General features: G+C 45.4%; 14 protein-coding genes. 7 read left to right on the plus strand and 7 right to left on the minus strand.

Translation table 11 applies throughout. The features are described from left to right. Window positions 1–17: 17 nt before the first annotated feature. Entirely contained in the window at window positions 18–509 is a 492-nt protein-coding gene (gene infC, locus RRG12_RS22180) for a translation initiation factor IF-3 (protein ID WP_084227231.1), read from the minus strand. Between the two features lie 237 nt (window positions 510–746). Between infC and RRG12_RS22185 the strand changes: the two genes are divergently transcribed. Both RRG12_RS22185 and RRG12_RS22190 read left to right on the plus strand, forming a co-directional pair. Next, window positions 747–2087, plus strand: a complete 1341-nt coding sequence (locus tag RRG12_RS22185; protein ID WP_069072171.1) for a DEAD/DEAH box helicase — start codon at window positions 747–749, stop codon at window positions 2085–2087. A gap of 215 nt (window positions 2088–2302) precedes the next feature. Beyond that, window positions 2303–2908 carry a YdcF family protein gene (locus RRG12_RS22190; RefSeq protein ID WP_420760723.1) on the plus strand — a complete coding sequence of 202 codons (606 nt, stop codon included), beginning with the start codon at window positions 2303–2305 and terminating at the stop codon, window positions 2906–2908. Window positions 2909–2965: 57 nt separating this feature from the next. On the opposite strand, the gene dnaG is transcribed toward RRG12_RS22190, so the two are convergent. Further along, window positions 2966–4951 carry a DNA primase gene (dnaG, locus tag RRG12_RS22195; protein ID WP_420760737.1) on the minus strand — a complete coding sequence of 662 codons (1986 nt, stop codon included), beginning with the start codon at window positions 4949–4951 and terminating at the stop codon, window positions 2966–2968. 165 nt (window positions 4952–5116) lie between these two features. On the opposite strand from dnaG, the gene RRG12_RS22200 reads away from it, so the two are divergent. Further along, the gene (locus tag RRG12_RS22200) at window positions 5117–6469 is read left to right on the plus strand and encodes an N-acetylmuramoyl-L-alanine amidase (RefSeq protein WP_420760724.1); all 1353 of its coding nucleotides are present in this window, start codon (window positions 5117–5119) and stop codon (window positions 6467–6469) included. Window positions 6470–6568: 99 nt separating this feature from the next. After that, the gene (locus RRG12_RS22205) at window positions 6569–9151 is read left to right on the plus strand and encodes a BsuBI/PstI family type II restriction endonuclease (protein ID WP_420760725.1); all 2583 of its coding nucleotides are present in this window, start codon (window positions 6569–6571) and stop codon (window positions 9149–9151) included. Window positions 9152–9339: 188 nt separating this feature from the next. Here RRG12_RS22205 and RRG12_RS22210 read toward each other — a convergent pair whose 3' ends face one another. Further along, window positions 9340–11184 carry a tetratricopeptide repeat protein gene (locus tag RRG12_RS22210; RefSeq protein WP_420760726.1) on the minus strand — a complete coding sequence of 615 codons (1845 nt, stop codon included), beginning with the start codon at window positions 11182–11184 and terminating at the stop codon, window positions 9340–9342. Window positions 11185–11203: 19 nt separating this feature from the next. Next, window positions 11204–11338 carry a hypothetical protein gene (locus tag RRG12_RS22215; RefSeq protein WP_420760727.1) on the minus strand — a complete coding sequence of 45 codons (135 nt, stop codon included), beginning with the start codon at window positions 11336–11338 and terminating at the stop codon, window positions 11204–11206. A 98-nt stretch (window positions 11339–11436) separates the two neighbouring features. Here RRG12_RS22215 and RRG12_RS22220 point away from each other — a divergent pair, with 98 nt between their 5' ends. Then, a complete protein-coding gene (locus RRG12_RS22220; protein ID WP_420760728.1) occupies window positions 11437–12099 on the plus strand; it encodes a class I SAM-dependent methyltransferase in 663 nt (220 codons plus the stop codon). A 295-nt stretch (window positions 12100–12394) separates the two neighbouring features. Here the strand turns inward: RRG12_RS22220 and RRG12_RS22225 are convergent, their stop codons facing one another. Further along, window positions 12395–13801, minus strand: coding sequence for a family 2B encapsulin nanocompartment shell protein (locus RRG12_RS22225; RefSeq protein WP_420760729.1), 1407 nt, complete (start codon window positions 13799–13801; stop codon window positions 12395–12397). Window positions 13802–13924: 123 nt separating this feature from the next. Here RRG12_RS22225 and RRG12_RS22230 point away from each other — a divergent pair, with 123 nt between their 5' ends. Continuing rightward, complete coding sequence (locus RRG12_RS22230) at window positions 13925–14068, plus strand: hypothetical protein (RefSeq protein WP_420760730.1); 144 nt, start codon at window positions 13925–13927, stop codon at window positions 14066–14068. 25 nt (window positions 14069–14093) lie between these two features. Here the strand turns inward: RRG12_RS22230 and RRG12_RS22235 are convergent, their stop codons facing one another. Continuing rightward, window positions 14094–15497: a family 2B encapsulin nanocompartment shell protein gene (locus RRG12_RS22235; protein ID WP_420760731.1), complete on the minus strand. Its 1404-nt coding sequence runs from the start codon at window positions 15495–15497 to the stop codon at window positions 14094–14096. 119 nt (window positions 15498–15616) lie between these two features. Next, on the minus strand, window positions 15617–17848 hold the full coding sequence (locus RRG12_RS22240) for a family 2 encapsulin nanocompartment cargo protein terpene cyclase (protein ID WP_420760732.1): 2232 nt from the start codon (window positions 17846–17848) through the stop codon (window positions 15617–15619). A 951-nt stretch (window positions 17849–18799) separates the two neighbouring features. On the opposite strand from RRG12_RS22240, the gene RRG12_RS22245 reads away from it, so the two are divergent. Then, the gene (locus tag RRG12_RS22245; RefSeq protein ID WP_420760733.1) at window positions 18800–19774 is read left to right on the plus strand and encodes a 2-hydroxyacid dehydrogenase; all 975 of its coding nucleotides are present in this window, start codon (window positions 18800–18802) and stop codon (window positions 19772–19774) included. Window positions 19775–19804 lie beyond the last annotated feature (30 nt).

Raw genomic sequence — 19804 nt, forward strand, 5'->3', positions numbered from 1 at the left:
CAGCGATCGCAAGATAACTAGGCAGGAATGACTTGAACAATTAGTGCGCGTTTATCCAAGGACTGAATTTTACCTACTTGACTGAGATCATTGGCAATTCGGTCTAGCAGTTCTCCTGCTTGGTCACGATATTGATGTTCTCGGCCTCGTAAACGGATGGCAAACTTGACTGAATCGCCTTTACTCAACCACTGAACTGCTTTCTCAATACGTAAATTGTAATCAGCGACACCCACGTTTAGACCGAATCTAACTTCCTTTACCGTGGGTCTAGCACTCTGGCTCTGACGTTTTTTCTTTTGATACTGAAGCTTCCCATAGTTGAGAATCTTCGCGATCGGAGCGTCTTTACCTTGGGAGACTACAACTAAGTCAAGCTCTAAGCTTTCGGCTAGCTGTAGCGCCTCATTGGTGTCAATCAGACCACGATTGTTATTCTCATGGTCAATCAAGAAGACACTAGGTGACTTGATTTGTGAATTAATCAGTTGCTTTTGGATTGCGATAATGAATTTCTCCTATTTGTTCAATACTTTGCTTTACAAGCAGGTAATGCCAATTTAACACAACACTGAATCAGAGCAACTTTAACAACACAATAGACGGCAATCTGTTAAGATTAACTACTGCGGCACTCGCTCTCAGTCTTGGCGCTACTGCCCATCCAGCCTTTCAATAATTTTTTATTCGTCCGCCTAAGACTGACGCCATCATTGGCGACAGGCCGATGCTATTTTTGGAGTCTTATGTCTTTTTCTCATCTCGGCTTGTCCAATGAAATTATCCGTGCCGTTACCGAACGAGGATACACGGAACCCACCCCAATTCAGATGCAGGCGATTCCCGCTGTATTGTCGGGTAGCGATTTGTTAGCTGGGGCACAAACTGGCACTGGCAAGACCGCTAGTTTTACCCTACCGCTTTTGCATCGTTTGTCGTCCAACAAGAGCAAAGGTACGTCTAATGGATACCCACCAATTCGGGCGCTGATTCTCACCCCGACTCGCGAACTCGCGGCACAAGTGGAAGAAAGCGTGCGCGAGTACGGCAAGTACTTAAATCTCAACTCGATGGTGATGTTTGGCGGAGTCGGTATTAATCTGCAAAAACAGCGTTTGAGGGGTCGAGTGGATATTCTGGTCGCTACTCCAGGGCGACTACTAGACCACGTACAGCAGGGGACGCTGAACCTATCGCATATTGAGGTTTTGGTTCTGGATGAAGCAGATCGGATGCTGGACATGGGCTTTATTCATGATATCCGCCGCATCCTTTCACTTCTGCCCAAACAGCGACAAAATTTGCTATTTTTCGCTACTTTCTCAGACAAAATTAAGGCATTAGCCGCCGGACTGCTCAATAACCCGAAGATGATTGAGGTAGCACGCCGCAACGTTACCGCCGAAACGATCGCCCAAAAAGTTTATCAGGTAGACCGTGACAAGAAACGTCAATTACTTGCTCACTTGATTCGGAGAGATAATTGGTATCAAGTGCTAGTGTTCACTCGTACTAAATATGGTGCTGACCGTTTAGTGAAGCAGTTGGGTGAAGACCGGATTCAAGCATTGGCAATCCACGGTAACAAGAGTCAGCCTGTGCGTACCAATGCTCTGGCAAAGTTCAAGAATGGCACATTACAAGTATTGGTGGCGACGGACATTGCTGCTAGGGGTCTTGATATCAGCGAACTGCCCCATGTAGTTAACTTCGATTTGCCCAATGTACCAGAAGATTATGTTCATCGCATTGGGCGCACCGGTCGCGCTGGCGCATCAGGTGAAGCGGTATCGCTGGTGTGCGTTGATGAACAGCATTTATTGACAGATATCGAAAAACTGATTGAACAGCGCTTGCCAAAGGAAGTAGTTGCTGGTTTTGCGCCCAACCCCGATGCTAACCCCGAACCAATCCCAAATGTACGCCAACACAGAGGCAAGCCTGGAGGTGATAAGCGTCCGGCTCGTACTCCTAAACCGTTACCACAGACATCAGCTAAACGTAAGGCAGCGCCGCCCGCGACAAATGGTGATAAGCCTGGTGCTCGTTCCTCCGCATCGCGCCGTTCTGCGAAACGCGATCGCTGATCTTCGTTCTTAACCCTCTTTTGTCAGTTTGGGATAACCCAATCGCTGAAAGCCTTTCGGGGCTTTATTTTCCACTTTAAAGCTAGAAATTTTAGTTAGTGTTAGAAAATAAAAGCTCAAAGCTTGATTAAATCAAAATTTCAGAATCTCGCTGAGATTATTGTTTTTCGAGAGTGACAAAACAGGGTTAAGGATTACTCTTTCAACAACGCCCCATGCTCAATTACAAAATTCCCAAAAAATGGTTAATTTGGGTTACAGTGACTTTGATATCTGCCTTGTTGCTGGCGATCGCATCTTCTGCCTCAAGTATTTACTTATATGGCAACAGTACTAATAATATCAAGGCAGATGCAGCAATTGTTTTAGGAGCGGCAGTTTGGGGACAAGAACCATCTCCTGTTTTCAGAGAGCGAATCAAGCACGCCATTAACTTATATAAAAATGGATCTGTTAAAACGATCATTTTTACTGGTGGAGTGGGCGAAAGTAATGAACTAGCTGAAGCTATAGTTGGAAAAAATTATGCAATCGCGCAACAGGTAAAAGCTGCTGACATTTTCACTGAAACTGAATCTCGCACAACTCACCAGAACCTCAAAAATGCTTTGGAAGTAGCGAATACTCACCAATTAACCAAGTTTCTTATTGTTAGCGATCCATTGCATATGAAGCGAGCCATATTGATGGCACGAGGCTTAGGAATGGATGCACATTCGTCTCCCACACCGACTACCCGCTATCGCAGTTTTCAGAGTCAGATAGAGTTTTTAAGCCGAGAAACTTATTTTTACTTTGTCTACTTAGTGTTTAAAATCTAGCTATAAGTGATTACTCAGTAGCCTTAAAGCAAGAACTTTTGACTGCGGAAACCGAAACTACAACAAGTCTGTGATCGAAAATAACCGTTGTCGGTCTATTTGCTGAAGCTTGATTTTTTCAGCGTAGAAAGCCTGATAATACGATTGATAGCGCTCTGGTTCAGCTTCGGGATCGGTTTGCTGCCATAATTCCAAAAAGTGGCGATAACGTTTTTCAAGCATCACCAAATCCATGCAAGCGATCGCAGCTTGAACCACTTGCGGAGTCCGAAGTATTTCTTTTTGGTTTTTTTCATCCACATGAAATAAATGGGAAATTAACTCCATCTCGCTGCCAAATTCTAAGAATCGGTCTTGCAGGCGGGAAATTAAATCTGGTAGAGACGCAAAATTTCTCGTTTCTCCATCACCCGATGAAATTTCTAAAATCTGTTGCCATAAAAATCGGTGGTGGGAAAGACTAAATTGCAAATCTCGCTCCTCTAGTTCGGCAATAATCGCTTGACGCTGTTCAGGACAATGTAAGTAGATTCGCAATAACAAGGCTTCTGCGTGTTCTAAAAGGCTGCGTTCTGTGGGGAGTGGGGAAGGTGGGGCCCCCTCTGGGGATAAGGGGTAATGGGGAGTGGGGAATGGGGATTTGCTACTTCCCCATGCTTTCTTCGCTGACACAGGCTTAGAGTATGTAGCCGCAGCCGGAGCAATTTGAGTGAGCAGATTTTCGACTCGTAGGGGTATAAGTCTGGTATCTCCCAAACTGAGTATTTCTGCACAGTAGGAAACGTAATAGTTGCGTGTATCGCTGTTAGCTATATTTTTAAGTAATTTGACTAATTGCTGAGTTACTTGCTGAAAATCAGTAGCTTGTTTTAAGTTGCGGTCTTGAATAATTTGCTGAATCTGCCAGTCTAGCCAAAGTGGCGCATTTGTTAGCAGTTCTCCATAATCTTCTGGGGTGTGACTATGCAAATATTCATCAGCATCTTTACCATCGGGTAAATTGAGAATTTTTAGCTGAACTTCGCCTTTGTATGCTAATTCAGCAATTTCACCGATCGCCCGTTCTGCGGCATTAGTTCCGGCTTTATCAGCATCAAAGTTGAGTACTAATTGTTTCGATTCGGTGTAGCGTAATATTAACCGGACTTGTTCTAAGCTTAAAGCTGTACCGAGGGAGGCGACGGCGTTATTAATACCAGCAGCGTGGAGAGCGATCGCATCAAAATATCCCTCTACCACCACCGCTTGATCGAGTCGAGAAATCCCATCTTTGGCTTGATCGAGGGCAAATAAGGTTTTACCTTTACTAAAAAGTTCGGTTTCTGGTGAATTCAAATATTTAGGCTGTTCATCAGTCAAAGTTCTCCCACCAAAGGCAATGACGCGCCCTTGAACATCACGGATGGGAATCATCAGGCGATCGCGAAATACATCATAATAACCACCGCCTTCCTTGCGTGGCTTAATCAATCCCGCTTTTTCTAATATTTGCGCTGGGTAATGTTTGTCTTCCACTAGATAGCGATGAAGGGTTTCCCAACCTGCGGGGGCGTAACCTAAACCAAATTGCTGTATAGTTTCTTCTTTGAGTTGGCGGTTAGATTGTAAATATTTAAGTGCCTTTTGCCCTTGTGATTGTCTGAGTGCGTGTTGATAAAACTGTGCTGACGAAGCCAGAACTTCATACAACTGCTCACGCAAAGATAGCTGACGCTGTAATTCTTGGCGTTGTTCGGGTTCGAGAGTTTGCACAGGGACTTGGTAACGCCGTGCTAAATCCAGCACCACATCAGCAAAAGAACGCTTTCCCAACTCCATCACAAACTTAATGGCATTTCCCCCAGCTTGACAGCCGAAGCAATAATACATTTGCTTGGTCTGACTGACAGTGAAACTGGGAGATTTCTCATCGTGGAAAGGGCACAAACCGACAAAATCTTTTCCACGTTTGCGTAAAACTACGTATTCCGAGACGACATCTACAATATCAGCCCGTAATTTCACTTCCTCAATTGTGTCTGGGTGCAAGCGGGGGATTTGCATGGCTTTGTCATTAGTCATTGGTCATTGGTCATTGGTCATGAACTTTGGAGAAATACCAAAGGACAAATGACTTTAGACTTCTGATAGCTATTATATTCTTGTTGCTAGACCAAAAATGATTTGTAGAATTGCTTACACTAAAATCTCTCAGAGGAAATACTGAAAATGGGACGTATTTTTATATCAGCGGCTCATGGAGGCAAAGAAGCGGGAGGAATCGATCCAGGTGCGATCGCAGGTGGTACAACTGAAGCAAAAGAAATGATTCTGCTGCGGGATTTGATTGTCACGGAACTGAGAGCGCGGAGTTTGGAAATTTTGGCGGTTCCTGATGACTTGAGCGCCGCCCAAACTATCACCTGGATCAATTCCCGTGGTCGCCGGGGTGATGTCGCCCTAGAAATTGAATCTGACGCAGCTAGCAGCCCTTCTGTGCGGGGGGCTAGCGTCTTTTATATTGCTAATAATAGCGATCGCAAAAGCAATGCTGAACAGTTACTAGTGGGGTTATTACGCCGTGTACCGCAATTACCGAATCGGGGAGTCAAGGCAGATACAAATAGCGGCTTGGGTAGTTTAGCATTCTGTCGCCAGACAACCCTTCCAGCTTTGGTGATGCAAGTGGGGTTTCTCAGCAATCCAGAGGATCGGGCTTTGCTGCAAACTCGTCGCCGCGATTTTGCTTTAGGAATTGCCGATGGATTAGTCACTTGGAGTCGTGTAATTGACCCGACTCCTGGAACTCCAGCCGATGCAAATTATCCGCCGATTAATATCAATATTAATGGGCAAAATTACTCGGAGCAAGGAGTTTTAGTTAATGGAAATGCTTACATCCCCATTGATTTAGTAGACCGTCTGCGGATTGACCTTTCAAAAGCAGCTAATGTCAATCGAATTACCTATCGCAAAGTAGTTTATGTTAAAGCGATTGAACTGCGAGATTTTAATGTTGCAGTTAGTTGGGATGCTGCAACGCGTACTGTTAGCTTGCGCTCGAATTTGATGGTTTGCTCTGGTCAATTTGAGCGGGTGATGTCAAACGGGAATACTTCAGAAGTACAGTTACAATTATTTCTGAGAAACAATAATGAAAATGCTTTAGTAAAGTTCCCTGATATCCCAAAACTTTATCGGGAAGAAGCAGGAATAGAGGGAGTGAACTATGATATTGCCTTTTGCCAAATGTGTGTAGAAACTGGATTTTTACGGTTTGGTAGCGATATTAGACCTGAGCAAAATAACTTTGCAGGCTTAGGTGCAATTGGTGGTGGCTCGGAGGCTGCATCTTTTGCAAGTGCCAGAATTGGAGTCAGGGCGCACATCCAACATTTGAAAGCTTACGCCAGTTTAGAACCTTTGGTACAGGAAGTAGTAGATCCTAGGTTTCGCTTTGTCACACGCGGGATTGCGCCATTAATTGATCAGCTATCAGGGCGCTGGTCAGCAGATTTGGATTATGGTGCAAGGATTTCAGCAATGGTCAAACGATTATATGAATCAGCAGGACTTCTGTGAGTCTAAGGTTCTGCACGATGCGATCGCAAACTTGGTCTGCTTCAGCATCAAGATGCCGTAAAGTTGTTGTAAACTTGATAGCAATTAAGAAGACAGACCGTGATCGTCCCATCAAGCATTAGAGCTTTCGTAGCAAGTCATAACAGTAATTTAGAGTTTACCAGCCTCGCAAAACTATCAAGTGGAAACTTGCTTGCAGAAGTGGATCTTCACCGGGCTGTAGCAAGTTTAAAGCTAAGGCAAGATAAAAAAGCATCAATGGGTCAATTTTTGACTCCCGCTTCAGTAGCCCAATTGATGGTTGAGATGTTTAATAGGCTAGATTTGCCTGAAATATCCTTGCTTGATGCTGGAGCAGGAATCGGTTCATTACTAGCCGCTTTTGTGGAAAAAGTATGCCAGCATCGACAACAAACCTCAAGTTTGCGCGTTGTAGCTTATGAAATTGACCCTTTTCTAATTAGATATTTGCATCAGACTCTAGAGCTATGTGAGAGGGAATGTCAACGTGTGGGTATTTCCTTCAATTACGAAATTCGTGAGACTGATTTTATCGAAGATGCAGTCAGGCTACTTCAGATGGGTTTATTGAATAGTGCAAACGCAACAGAATTTACCCATGCTATTCTCAACCCGCCTTATTTGAAAATCAATGCTCATTCCAAGGTGCGCGAATTGCTGCGTTCGATCGGTTTGGAGACTAGCAATCTTTATACTGGTTTTATGGCAGCTACAGCGCAACTTTTAAAACCAAGTGGGGAGTTTGTAGCGATTACCCCGCGCAGTTTTTGTAATGGGCCCTATTTTCGTGACTTCCGCAAGATGTTTTTAGAAATGATGGCTTTACAACAAATACATCTTTTTGAGTCGCGGCAAGAAGCATTTAGTGATGATGATGTTTTACAGGAAACTATCATCATCAAAGCTACAAAACAAAGGCAAAAGTTTAGCAGCGTAATCATAAATACCAGCTTTGGTGCTAATGATGACTTGCTTATGTCACACTCTGTACCATATTTAGACTTGGTTCACCTCGATGATTTAGAGCAGTTTATTCATATTATTCCAGATAACATTAGCCAGCAAATTGTTCAGAGAATAGAACTTTTTACCTGTACCTTGAAAGATTTAGGGCTAACAGTTTCAACTGGACGAGTAGTAGATTTTAGAGCTAAAGATTACCTAAGAGAAAATATAGAAAACGATACCGTTCCTTTAATATATCCAGTGAATTTATCGAATGGATATGTAGAGTACCCAAAAATAACTAAAAAGCCCCAAGCAATAGTTCATATAGAAGAAACAGCGAATCTTTTGATACCAAATGAGCATTATGTTCTATCCAAAAGATTCTCATCGAAAGAAGAGAAAAAGCGTGTTGTTGCGGTGGTTTATGATGCAAACCAATTTAATTATGAATATGTCGGCTTTGAAAATCACTTGAATTACTTTCACAAAGATGGACGTGGAGTTAGCCTTTTCTTGGCTCGTGGGCTTGCTGTTTATCTCAATTCAACCCTAGTTGATGCTTTCTTTCGGTTGTTCAATGGACATACTCAGGTCAATGCAACAGATTTGCGAAAATTAAAGTACCCTAGTTTGTCACAGCTATTGTTGTTAGGGACGGGGTTTAAAGAAGAATTTCCTTCTTTACAGGAAATTGATGAACTTATAGAAAATCAGCTATTGAGTATGTCAAATCTGTCAGAGAATAATCCAATTGCAACTAAATCTCGAATTGATGAAGCGTTGCAAATCTTGACACAATTGGGCTTTCCACGAGCACAGCTTAATGAACGGTCAGCTTTAACCCTCCTGGCATTGCTTGATTTAAAACCGATAGACTCTTGGCAATTAGCAACTTCTCCTTTGATTGGAATTACGCCGATGATGGGCTTTATGGCTCAACATTATGGCAAAACCTATAAGCCGAACACACGGGAAACAGTTCGCCGCCAGACAGTGCATCAATTTCTGGATGCAGGTTTGATAGTTGCTAATCCAGATGATTTAAGCCGCCCTATCAACAGTCCCAAAACTGTATATCAGATTGAAAATAGTGCGTTAGAACTATTAAGAACTTACGGTACTGACGAATGGGAAAAGAACATTCGCACTTACCTTGCTTCAGTTGAAACTCTGAAAAAGCAATATGCTCAAGAGCGTGAAATGTCCCGTATTCCGATAGTAATTAACGGAGAAATCAAAACTTTATCACCAGGTGGTCAGAATATTCTGATTGAAAAAATTATTAATGATTTTGCCCCTCGTTTTACTCCTAGTGGAAAGCTTATCTATATTGGCGATACAGATGAAAAGTTCGCCCACTTCGATGAAGCAGCATTGGCAGATTTAGGCGTTAACATTGATTCCCACGGCAAAATGCCAGATGTGATTATTCACTTCACCACAAATAACTGGTTGGTGCTGATTGAAGCTGTAACCTCACATGGGCCAATTAATCCTAAACGAAAGAAGGAACTTGAAGTTCTATTTAGAACTGCCGAAATACCTCTGGTGATGGTAACAACATTTCTCAGTCGTAAGGCAATGGTGGCTTATCTGGCAGAGATGGCTTGGGAAACAGATGTTTGGGTTGCTGAAGATTCTACTCACCTGATTCATTTCAATGGTGAATATCTATTGCAGGCTTACCAAATAGAAAAGAAGCAAACTTCCTAAATCTACAGCAAAATTCAGGTGTCTGTGTAACATTTATAGCGCAATACGCTTGGGTTAAGATTTAACTCTTTGTCAATACTTTCTTATACCAATTCAATTAATGATTACAACATATCCTTGGGTAAAGACGCGATGAATCGCGTCTCTACAAGATGGTCTATTGGTCGCATTCTTTTTTCAAATTGGTATTACATATCTTGCTTGTATTCTTCTAACAATTGCGGAATGTGATCGTACCCATCTACACCGATAATCGCAATAATTTTCGGGCGATGTTGCTGTAAAAACTTTTGGAAAGCTTCTGCTCCTATTTGTCCTTGCAAAATTGTCAGTAACCCTGCTGGTTGTCGCCACTCACTAGAAGCAATTTGCTCTAAAAGATACATTCCCAAGCAGCCTGTGTAAACAGTCTTTTCCAAATTTTGCAGATGATAATAAGCTTCTGCCAAATAAGCTAAGTTCCGCCCCTGTAGATACAAATCACCGGAAACTTGCGCTGTTTTAAAGCCATCTTCGAGATATTTAATTGCGGTTTGGTGTTGTCCAATTACTAGATAGGCAATTCCTAAACTGCTGACACATAAGGCTTTACTTTGAAGATCGCCTAATTTTTCTGATAATTTTAAACCTTGTTCTAAATAATTAATTGCGGCTTCATAAGTTTCTGGTTCTAAGTTTTCCAATTCTTGAGCTTGCATGACTTCGCTGTAACCTAAATTTACCAGCGCGTTTGCTTCTCCTGTGCGATCGCCTGCTTGCCGACTCAGTATTAATCCTCGTTGACTGTAGTTAATTGCCTCAGCATAATTTTGCTGTTGCACGTATGTGCGGCTGAGGTGGTTAAGATTGGCAATTTCACAAGCGCGATCGCCTGCATTCCTAGCGATCTCTAGCGCCTGCTGATGAAAGTCAATAGAGCGCTGGTATTGTCCCAAAGCACGCTGAGAATAGCCTAAAAGGGTCAAAATTCGCGATTTCTCTTGGGTTCCTTCGCCTTTTCGCAGCGGTTCATCTAAATAATCGAGGGCATCTCGCAAATAAGTGCCAGTAAAAGAGGCAAAAATGCCGCCGTAAAAGGGAAAATATGGACGCTGGGCAAAGGTTCGTAAAATCTGGAGCATGATTTGAGAACAGGCATCGCCGTACACTTTCCCAATGCTGCCAAAACCACTTGCTAACTGACTCCAAATCACTGCAAAGGTCAAAAAAGTGGAAATGGACAACTTTGGCCCCGCTTTCACATCGTAAGCTTGTTGGTCAAACCAGTTAATTAGTCCCCGTTGCAAGTACTGTAAAATCAATGCCATTTCCACCCAATCTCTGAGGGTGATTCCTCGTTGTCGCTCGGTAAACTCTATTACCGATTCTTCCCTAGCCAAGGTGCGAAGAAGTGCTTGGGGGAACTCACTATTGAGTTGTTTCGCCCAACTTGCCCAAGGGCCACGTTCTCCCGGTACGCCGCCAAATCCCAGAGATTCTTTTTGCTCGTACATCCAACTGAGCAAGTTGTCTTGCAATCGCTGCCAAGAAGCTAAACCACGGGTGATCCCTTCAGACAATTGTTCTAAATCAGAATCTACCTGAGCAAATTGCTGTAATGATTTTGATAACTGCTGTAGCTGTTGCAAATTTAGGGGATACTTCTGATTGGGGTCAGTAACCCGGATAAATACCGCCAGACGCTCGTCAGCGGGGGCTGTGGTAATTTCTGTAACTGCCGAGGCGATCGCTTCTGTGGCTTTATTTTGCTCTTGCCAGCGTTGCCATTGACTTTGAATAGTCTTAATGGCTCTCAAACTTCGAGTAGCCTTGGCTTTCTTGAGTTCGTCTTTTTGGCTATCTACTTGACTTTGGAGAGAATTCAGGCGATCGCTCAAAGCTAGCTCAAAAACTTCCCCTGTCCCGGAAGTGATTCCTTTAAGCAGCATTTGATACACCTGTTCTACAGAGCTTATTTTGCCCTTGAGGGTGGTTTCGACAATTTCATCGATTAAGGCAAGATAGCGATCGCTTAATGGCAGAGAGTCTGGCACTTTGGCTATTAGGAGAATGTCACGTCAATTCTAATTCTAATCTTGGCAGCAAAAGTTGGGGAATTGGGGATTGGGGATTGGGCATTGGGCATTGGGCATTGGGCATTGGGAATTGGGAATTGGGCATTGGCCCAGAACTAAAGTTTTCATTCATACTTCTTTCCTCCTGTCCCCTGTCCCCTGTCCCCTTCCTCCTGCCTTTCTTTGTAAAAGTCTAAATTATCTAGGATTTATCCAGCAGTAACGCACGTTATGACAACTCAAACACTAGGACTCGAACAAAATCTCTATGACTATTTACTATCAATATCTCTCCGAGAACCGGAAATTTTAACCCAACTGAGACAGGAAACAGCCCAATATCCCATAGGTAAAATGCAAATTGCTCCCGAACAGGGGCAGTTTTTGGCGTTACTGGTGCAACTGTTGGGAGCAAAGAAAACTTTGGAAGTTGGGGTATTTACAGGTTATAGTTCCCTGGTGGTGGCATTGGCGTTACCGAGCGACGGTAAGGTGGTAGCCTGTGATATCAGTGAGGAATTTACAACGATCGCTCGGCGTTATTGGCAGCAAGCCGGAGTGGCGGATAAAATTCAACTGCACATTGCCCCAGCTTTGGAGACTTTGGATCGGCTACTCGCAACAGGAGAAGCGGAAAGTTTTGATTTTGCCTTCATTGATGCAGATAAGAGCAATTATGATGGCTATTATGAGCGATCGCTGCAATTAGTGCGGCCGGGGGGACTGATTGCGATCGATAATGTCCTTTGGTCAGGTAGGGTTGCCGACCCCCAAGTGCAAGATAATAGAACTAAAAGAATTCGTGCCTTTAATCAAAAACTGCATCAAGACCAGCGAGTTAGTCTTAGTTTAGTAGCGATCGCAGATGGCTTAACTCTGGCACTAAAGAAGTAATGTCTTTACCGAAGAAAGGCAGAGGGCAGGAGGCAGAAGGCAGGAGGCAGAAAATATATTTTTTGCCCTCTGCCAAACGGGTTTGAGAGCAACTAAATTTATTTATGAATAAAGGTTAAAAATGTATTTTGAGACGCGCAGCGCAAAAAATACAGCGTCCATCATAAATCCCCTAAATTTATTTATGGGGATTACCTCCTGCCTCCTGCCTCCTGCCTTCATCCTCCTGCCTCCTTAAGCCATATCCCGATCTTGGCAAATCGCTACAGATATTTCAGATGCACTAACCCTACCCTCAGCGACCGATTTCGACATCTTCGAGGATGCCAAGTGCGTCGGGGACGAGGACGGCTGCGGAATAGTAGGCTGTAACGAGGTAAGAAATGATCGCCTTTTCGCTGATGCCCATAAATCGGACAGACAAGCTGGGTTGGTATTCGTCCGGGATACCAGTTTGATGTAAGCCAATCACGCCCTGATCTTTCTCACCAGTGCGGAGTATAAGGATAGAACTGGTCTGATTCTTGGTAATCGGAATCTTGTTACAGGGAAAAATCGGTACATTGCGCCACGTGATTATTTTGCTCCCGTCCATATCGATGGTGTCTGGATAGATACCTCGACGGTTGCACTGGCGACCGAAGGCTGCAATGGTGCGGGGATGAGCCAGGAAGAACCTCGACTTCCGCCGACGGGTGACTAGTTCATCAAGGTCATCGGGAGTTGGGGGGCCGCTGCGGGTGTAGATGCGCTGTTTGAGGTCGGCGTTGTGCAACAATCCAAATTCGCGGTTGTTGATCAACTCGTATTCTTGACGTTCCCGCAATGCCTCAATCGTCAGCCGCAATTGTTCTTCCGTCTGGTTATATGGTTGATTGTACAGATCCGCAACGCGAGTATTCACTCGCAACATAGTCTGAGCAATGCTTAACTGATATTCGCGGGGTGAGAGTTCGTAGTCAACAAATGTTCCGGGTAACGTCGTCTCTGTACTATGACTAGTTGACAACGCGATCGCAGCTTCACCATACTTGTTTTGTGGAAGTTCGGCGCGAGTTCTAAACTGATCAACTTGGGCTTGCAACGCTTGCGACTGGTTGAGCAGTTCTCGAAATGCCTGTTGTGGTAGTGCTAATACAGTGCAGCGGGTCACAGCTTTGACTGTGAACTTCCAATTGCTTTCTGAATCCACCAACACGCGATCGCCAAAATAATCACCGTCAGCTAGCGTATCCAAAAAAGGCTGCTCGTCATACTTGCCAATACCAATCTTGTTTGCTTTGCCATGTGCGATTAAGAAAAGCTGATTGGCTGGCTGACCTGACTGGACTATGATATCACCAGGTGCGAACTCCTGCTGAACAAACCGACTTGCTAACGCCCTCAGCACCTCGATATCGTCAAATCCTCGCAGCAAGGGCAACTCACCAAGTTCCTGGGGAATCACCTGCACCTCGGCTCCAGTGTTGGAGAAACTCAACCGCCCATCACCCACGGTATAGGTCAACCGACGGTTCAGCCGATAAGTGCCACCCTTCGTCTGCACCCACGGCAACATCTTTAATAACCACCGCGAGGTAATTTCCTGCGTCTGTGGTGCAGATTTGGTGGTGGTGGACAAATTACGCGCAGCATTTTTACTCAAACTCAGTTGAGGTTGTCCACTCTCAACATTTAAATTTGATTCAATAAAATCCGTCATCAGCCGATCCTCTAGTTAACAATTTTGGATTTTAGATTTTAGATTTTAGATTTTAGATTTGTTCCACGTAGCTTGCTTGTTGCGGAGCGAGTATAAATCACAGACGTGTTGAAATTTTGAATTTTGAATCTTTCAATCCCTTCGGGTGACGCTCCTAACGTCGCTAACGCTGCGCTAACAGCAGTCGCTCATGGGGGAAACCCCCATCGCCCTTGGCGTCTCCCCTTGGGAGAAGACCGCGCTGCTTCACCAAAATCCAAAATTTAAAATCTAAAATCTAAAATTCAATCCCTCAGCGCCCAATTTCAACATCTTCGAGAATGCCAAGTGCGTCAGGAGTAAGGACGGCTGCGGAGTAGTAGGCGGTGACGAGGTAGGAGATGATCGCCTTTTCGCTGATGCCCATGAATCGAACAGACAAGCTGGGTTGGTATTCATCGGGGATACCAGTTTGATGTAAGCCGATTACTCCTTGTTTTTCTACACCAGTGCGGAGCAAAAGGATAGAACTGGTGCGGTTATTGGTGATGGGGATCTTGTTGGAAGGAAAGATAGGTACGCCGCGCCAAGATGTGACCTGAACACCGTTGACATCTACGCTTTGTGGATAAAGACCAAGGCGGTTGGCCTCACGACCGAAGGCAGCGATCGTCCGGGGGTGAGCCAGGAAGAATCCCGGCTCCTTCCATACTGTCGCTAACAGTTCGTCCAAGTCATCGGGGGTCGGTGCGCCGCTACTACTGTAAATACGCTGTTTGAGGTCGGCGTTGTGCAGCAACCCGAATTCGCGGTTGTTGAGCAACTCGTGTTCTTGACGTTCCCGCAATGCCTCGATAGTCAGCCGCAGTTGTTCTTCTGTCTGGTTGTACGGTTCATTGTACAGATCGGCTACCCGCGTACTTACTCGCAACACCGTTTGAGCAATGCTCAACTCATATTCTCTGGGTGTGAGTTCGTAATCGGCGAAGGTTCCCGGCAACTCAGCCTCTTGGGGATGATCGGCTGCCAGTTCAATGGCCGCTTCACCTTGGGCAGTTTGTGGCTGGTTCAGGCGGGTGCGGAACTGTTCAACATGGGTTCCCAATTCCTCAGACTGAGCGATCGCCCTTTCAAACGCCGCTTGGGGTAGCGACAAAACGATGGTTCTGGTAATCGCTTTGAGGGTGTACTGCCAAGTATCTTCGGACTGCACCACGGTTTCATCGCCGAAGTGGTCGCCGTCAGCTAGCACATCGAACACAATCTGCTCGCCATACTTGCCAACACCAATCTTGTTTACCTTGCCACGAGCAATCAGAATGACGCGATCGGCAGGCTGGCCAAGTTCAACGATTACATCATCTGGGGCATACTCCTGCTGAACAAACTGGTTTGCCAACCCGGTCAATACCTCGACGTTGTTAAACCCTCGCAGCAAGGGCAACTCAGTAAGTTCCAGGGGAATCACCTGCACCGTTGCTCCGGTGTTGGTGAAACTCACCCGTCCATCACCCACGGAATAACTCAACCGACGGTTGACTCGATAAGCGCCACCTTTTGTCTGCACCCACGGTAACAACTTCAACAACCACCTCGATGTAATTTCCTGAGTCTGCGGTGCAGATTTGGTCGTTGTCGCCAAATTACGCGCCGCTGCTGTACTCAAGGTTAACTGAGGCTGCTGATCTTCCAAATTGGGATCGTTAGAATACGTCACAACTTAATCCTCCACTTTAATTAGTTACTAAAAAAAACCGATCTGATGCGATCGCATACTGACCTTGAAAACTCTATTCACCGACAAAAAAACCTGACTTCATTGACCGAGTAATGACCTTAAACCCTCACTGATCCAATACGCCTAGCTGAAGTACCCAGCCCTCTAGGCCCACTAAGTAGCCGCCCTGCTAACGAATTACGCAATTCAAATTCCTTATAGCGGTCTACCGTTATATGCCACTTGAGAACGCCGCACATCCACTGCTCTAGTTTCTTGACGTATCCAAGCAGTTTCTCGCGAGTACTTGCATCCAGGTCGAAATCATCAAAAAGGGCTGGTAGTTCGGTGGCAACGATGTGTTGAAACTGGAGCGCCCTAGCGGTCATCAGATTATTGACAACCTCAACAGCCTGTGATTTACCGCAGTTGAGGAAATTCTGAACGACCAGCACGCAGTTATGGATTTCACCCTCGAATTCGATTTCTTTCTGATAGGAGAAGATATCGTTGGTAAAACAGGCGAAGTCGGCGGCGGAATTATCGAGCGATCGCATCGTTCGGGTACGGTAAATCTCCTGCGGGATCTCGTTGCCCTGAGCCAGTCGGGACAGGCTCATGGTCAGATCCGAGCCAAAAGTCTTACGGCGCATCTCAATATAATCTATCGGGTCGGGAATTCGATTTTGGATCTGGTTGGCGAGTTCCCACACCCAGCTGTCAGTCATATCCTGGATTGCGCGACGGAACTGAGTCCGCGCGTTGGCAGACATTGGCCCAGCTGTGCGAGACCAAATATCTGCCAAGCCGGCTTCCACTGGATTAGTTGGAACCTCGTTGGGGGTGGAGTCATCCAGAGGCATAAACGCCGACAGTCGGGCATTGAACACTTTTGCACCAGCCATGTTGCGGTTATTCCCGTAGAGTGCCGGGAAGTAATCGTCGGCGTATGTTCCCCAAACAAGCCAGCACGCTGTCAGATTCAGTTCAGGGCCAGATCCATTTGGATGGATCAAGGCACCGCATAGGGCTACATCAGCAACATCAAACTTGTGGTCATCCCAGATGACGGCATCAGGAATCCCAGGTAATGATTCCAGCATCCCCATCTCACGCGCCCATTCCTTGGAATGCTTCCGCGCAGAATCCAGATGAGGATTCAAGCTTGTAGTGAAGGGCATGTAAAACTTCGGCAGTGTTACTGGCCCGACAGCCTGGTATGGAACGTGAGTAAAGCTCTTGAACCTTCCCAAACCCAAGGCGGCGTATAGCGATTCAATCCGCGCAGCCGATGTGCCTAGCCCTGTAGGGCCTCCCAGAAGTGTGGATGTCGAAGAATTGTCTCCTCCCTTGTTCATATAACGGCTCGATCGCATGTGCCACTCGTGACCGCCCGATTGCCAGTCCTGGAGTCCTTTGATGTAAAGGAGAACGTTCACACGAGCCACTGGGTCTAGTCCGTACTCTTCAAAGAGGGGGGGCAACTCGGTGACGGCAGTGTTATCAAACTGGTATAACCGCGAGGTTAGCAGTTCGTTGGTAAGGTTAGCCGCTTCCTGAGTACTCACATTTAAAAAGCGCTCCAAGACCAACACGCAGTTGGCGTTCTCACCTTCATCCTCTACTTCTCTTTGGTAGGAGAATAGGTCGTTGCGAAGATGCACTCCATCGGCAAATGTGTCTTTGAGGATACGCATTGGCCGAGTCGAGGCGATTTGGGCCGGAATCTCTATAAACACGGCGTGTTCGACGAGATCCGCTGACCACGGAGCGCCACCAACTTTGCGGCGCATCTCAATGTATTCGATGGGGTTGGCGACTCGATCTTGGTTGATATTGGCGAGTTCCCACAGAGACTCTTCTAAGAGGTTCTTGGTACTCTCGAAGAACCGAAGTCGCCAGTCTACAGATTTAGTAAAGGCAGTGCGAGACCACAGATCAGCCAAGCCGCGCTCTACAGGGTTGGTCGGAACCGAAGGGGTATCAGTGGGATGCACTGGCATAAACGCTGGCAATCGGTCAAGATACTGCTTTGCCCCAGCCATGTCTTGAGTGCGCTTATAGATTTCCAGAAAGTGATCGTCGAAGAAGAACACCCAAACATACCAGTCGGTTACTAGATCAAGCTCCGCTCCCGGCGCATCTGGATGGGTATAGGAGCAAAGCAAGGCGTAGTCGTGGGAGTCAAATGTATGTTCATCCCAGATAACCGAGCTTTGCGCTTCCTCTTCTGAGCCAAGTATCCCCATCTCGTAGGCCCACGCTTTGGAATGCACTCGTGCCGCTTCCAGATTTGGGTTTAGCCGTGCGGGCCAAGGCGTGTAAAATTCTGGCAGTTCAAAGGGTTGCATGATCTGCGCGTAATCTCCTCTTGGGTCTTCTTGCTGTCTTTATTTCGTGGCTGATTTGAGTACCGTTGCAGTTCATGAATATCCTCGCCAATCGGATTAAGTCTCCACATTGGTTTGCTTGTGATGGCTTGTGTTAAGGCGAGAATACAAGATACTGCTAATTCAAATAACGAGCTATGTACGTTTTATTTGAAGTTCCCTACGCCAAATATAAGGCATTTCAAAAAGCTGTTTAAGTCATTACTTGTTTCAATGCTGACAGATTAATTTTTAGTGATTTATTATGGTGTTCTCATAACTTTTCATAGTTTCAAAAAAAAAGCAATCCGTAGACGAAAGCACTTAAACAGATAGTTAAATCAAAAATTGAAGGATAAGAAGACAGTTAAGACAGTTAAGCAGATAGTTAAATCAAAAATTGAAGAATAAAAAGACAGTTAAGACAGTTAAGCAGATATTTAAAACATTTAAGACAGTTGTTAAAGAATAATTACTAATTATTAATCTTTTGCAAGTAATGTTGATTAACTGGTGTCAATTAACGAAACTCCATTGAAGAAGAATTCAGGAGTCAGAATTCAGGAGTCAGAATGGGCTAAACCTTAGCTATCCGCTAACAGGAGTCAAAATTCAGGAGCAGAGCCGGAGACGTTTCTGTTAGCTCCGGCCAGAATCTAATCAGTTGGAGATTCAGATCGGCGCAGGAATTGTTGCACCACTAAATCTACGATTTGGTGGGGGTATTCAGACGCTCCTGACACTCGATAGCGCAGCGTTAGCGACGTAGAGCGTCTGACTCGCTATCTATCAGTGGAGGATTCAGACGCGACGCTTGAATACTCACTAACGCTTCGCTATCCGCCACTCGTACAAAATTCATTCTGAATTCTGACGACTGACTCCTGAATTCTGTTTCGATAAATAATGGGAAGAATTTATTATTCTAAAACTATGCTTGAAGCTAAGGTCTTCGTCACTCGTCGTCTACCCATTGAATTAGAGAAACTGCGATCGCTCGTCACTGTGGAAGTTTGGCCAGAACGCCAACCCCCTCCCTACGAAATTTTACGAGAAAAAGTCCAGGAAATAGATGGATTGCTCTGTCTGCTGACTGACCAAATTGATCGGCAACTGATCGAGTCTGGGAAACTCAAAGTCATCAGTCAAATGGCGGTGGGTTACGATAACATTGACATTGCTGCCGCTACGGCACGGCAAATTCCCGTCGGTCATACTCCTGGGGTGTTAACCGATGCTACCGCAGATTTTGCTTGGGCATTACTCATGGCAGCAGCACGGCGAGTAGTGGAGGCAGATCGCTTTACTCGTGCAGGGTTGTGGCAGACTTGGGAACCAGACTTATTATTGGGGCCAAATGTTACGGGTGCTACTTTGGGGATTGTTGGTTTTGGGCGCATTGGCCAAGCAATTGCTCGTCGTGCCAAAGGGTTTGAAATGAAGATTTTGTATACGAGTAGGCAGCGATGCAACCCAGAATTAGAACAATCTTTGGGTGTGGAGTTTGCTACGTTGGAACGCTTGCTGCAAGAGTCTGATTTTGTAACACTGCACACACCATCTACTGATGATACGTATCATCTTATTTGCGATCGCCAATTTGAGTTGATGAAGCGATCGGCTATTTTGATTAATACAGCGCGGGGAACTATTGTAGATCCAGATTCTCTGTATCGTGCCCTTACAAGTGGTCAAATTGCCGCTGCGGCTGTGGATGTCACCGAACCAGAACCGATTCCCAGCGATAGTCTGTTGTTAACTTTAGATAATCTAATTATTGCGCCTCATATTGGCAGTGCCAGTCTTCAAACGCGATCAAAAATGGCAACAATGGCGATCGCTAACTTAATTGCTGGACTAAGGGGCGATCGTCTAGCTTATTGTGTCAACCCCGAAATTTATCAATGAAGGCAGGGGGCAGGGGGCAGGAGGCAGGGG

It is taken from the genome of Nostoc sp. CALU 546 (genome assembly GCF_048836525.1).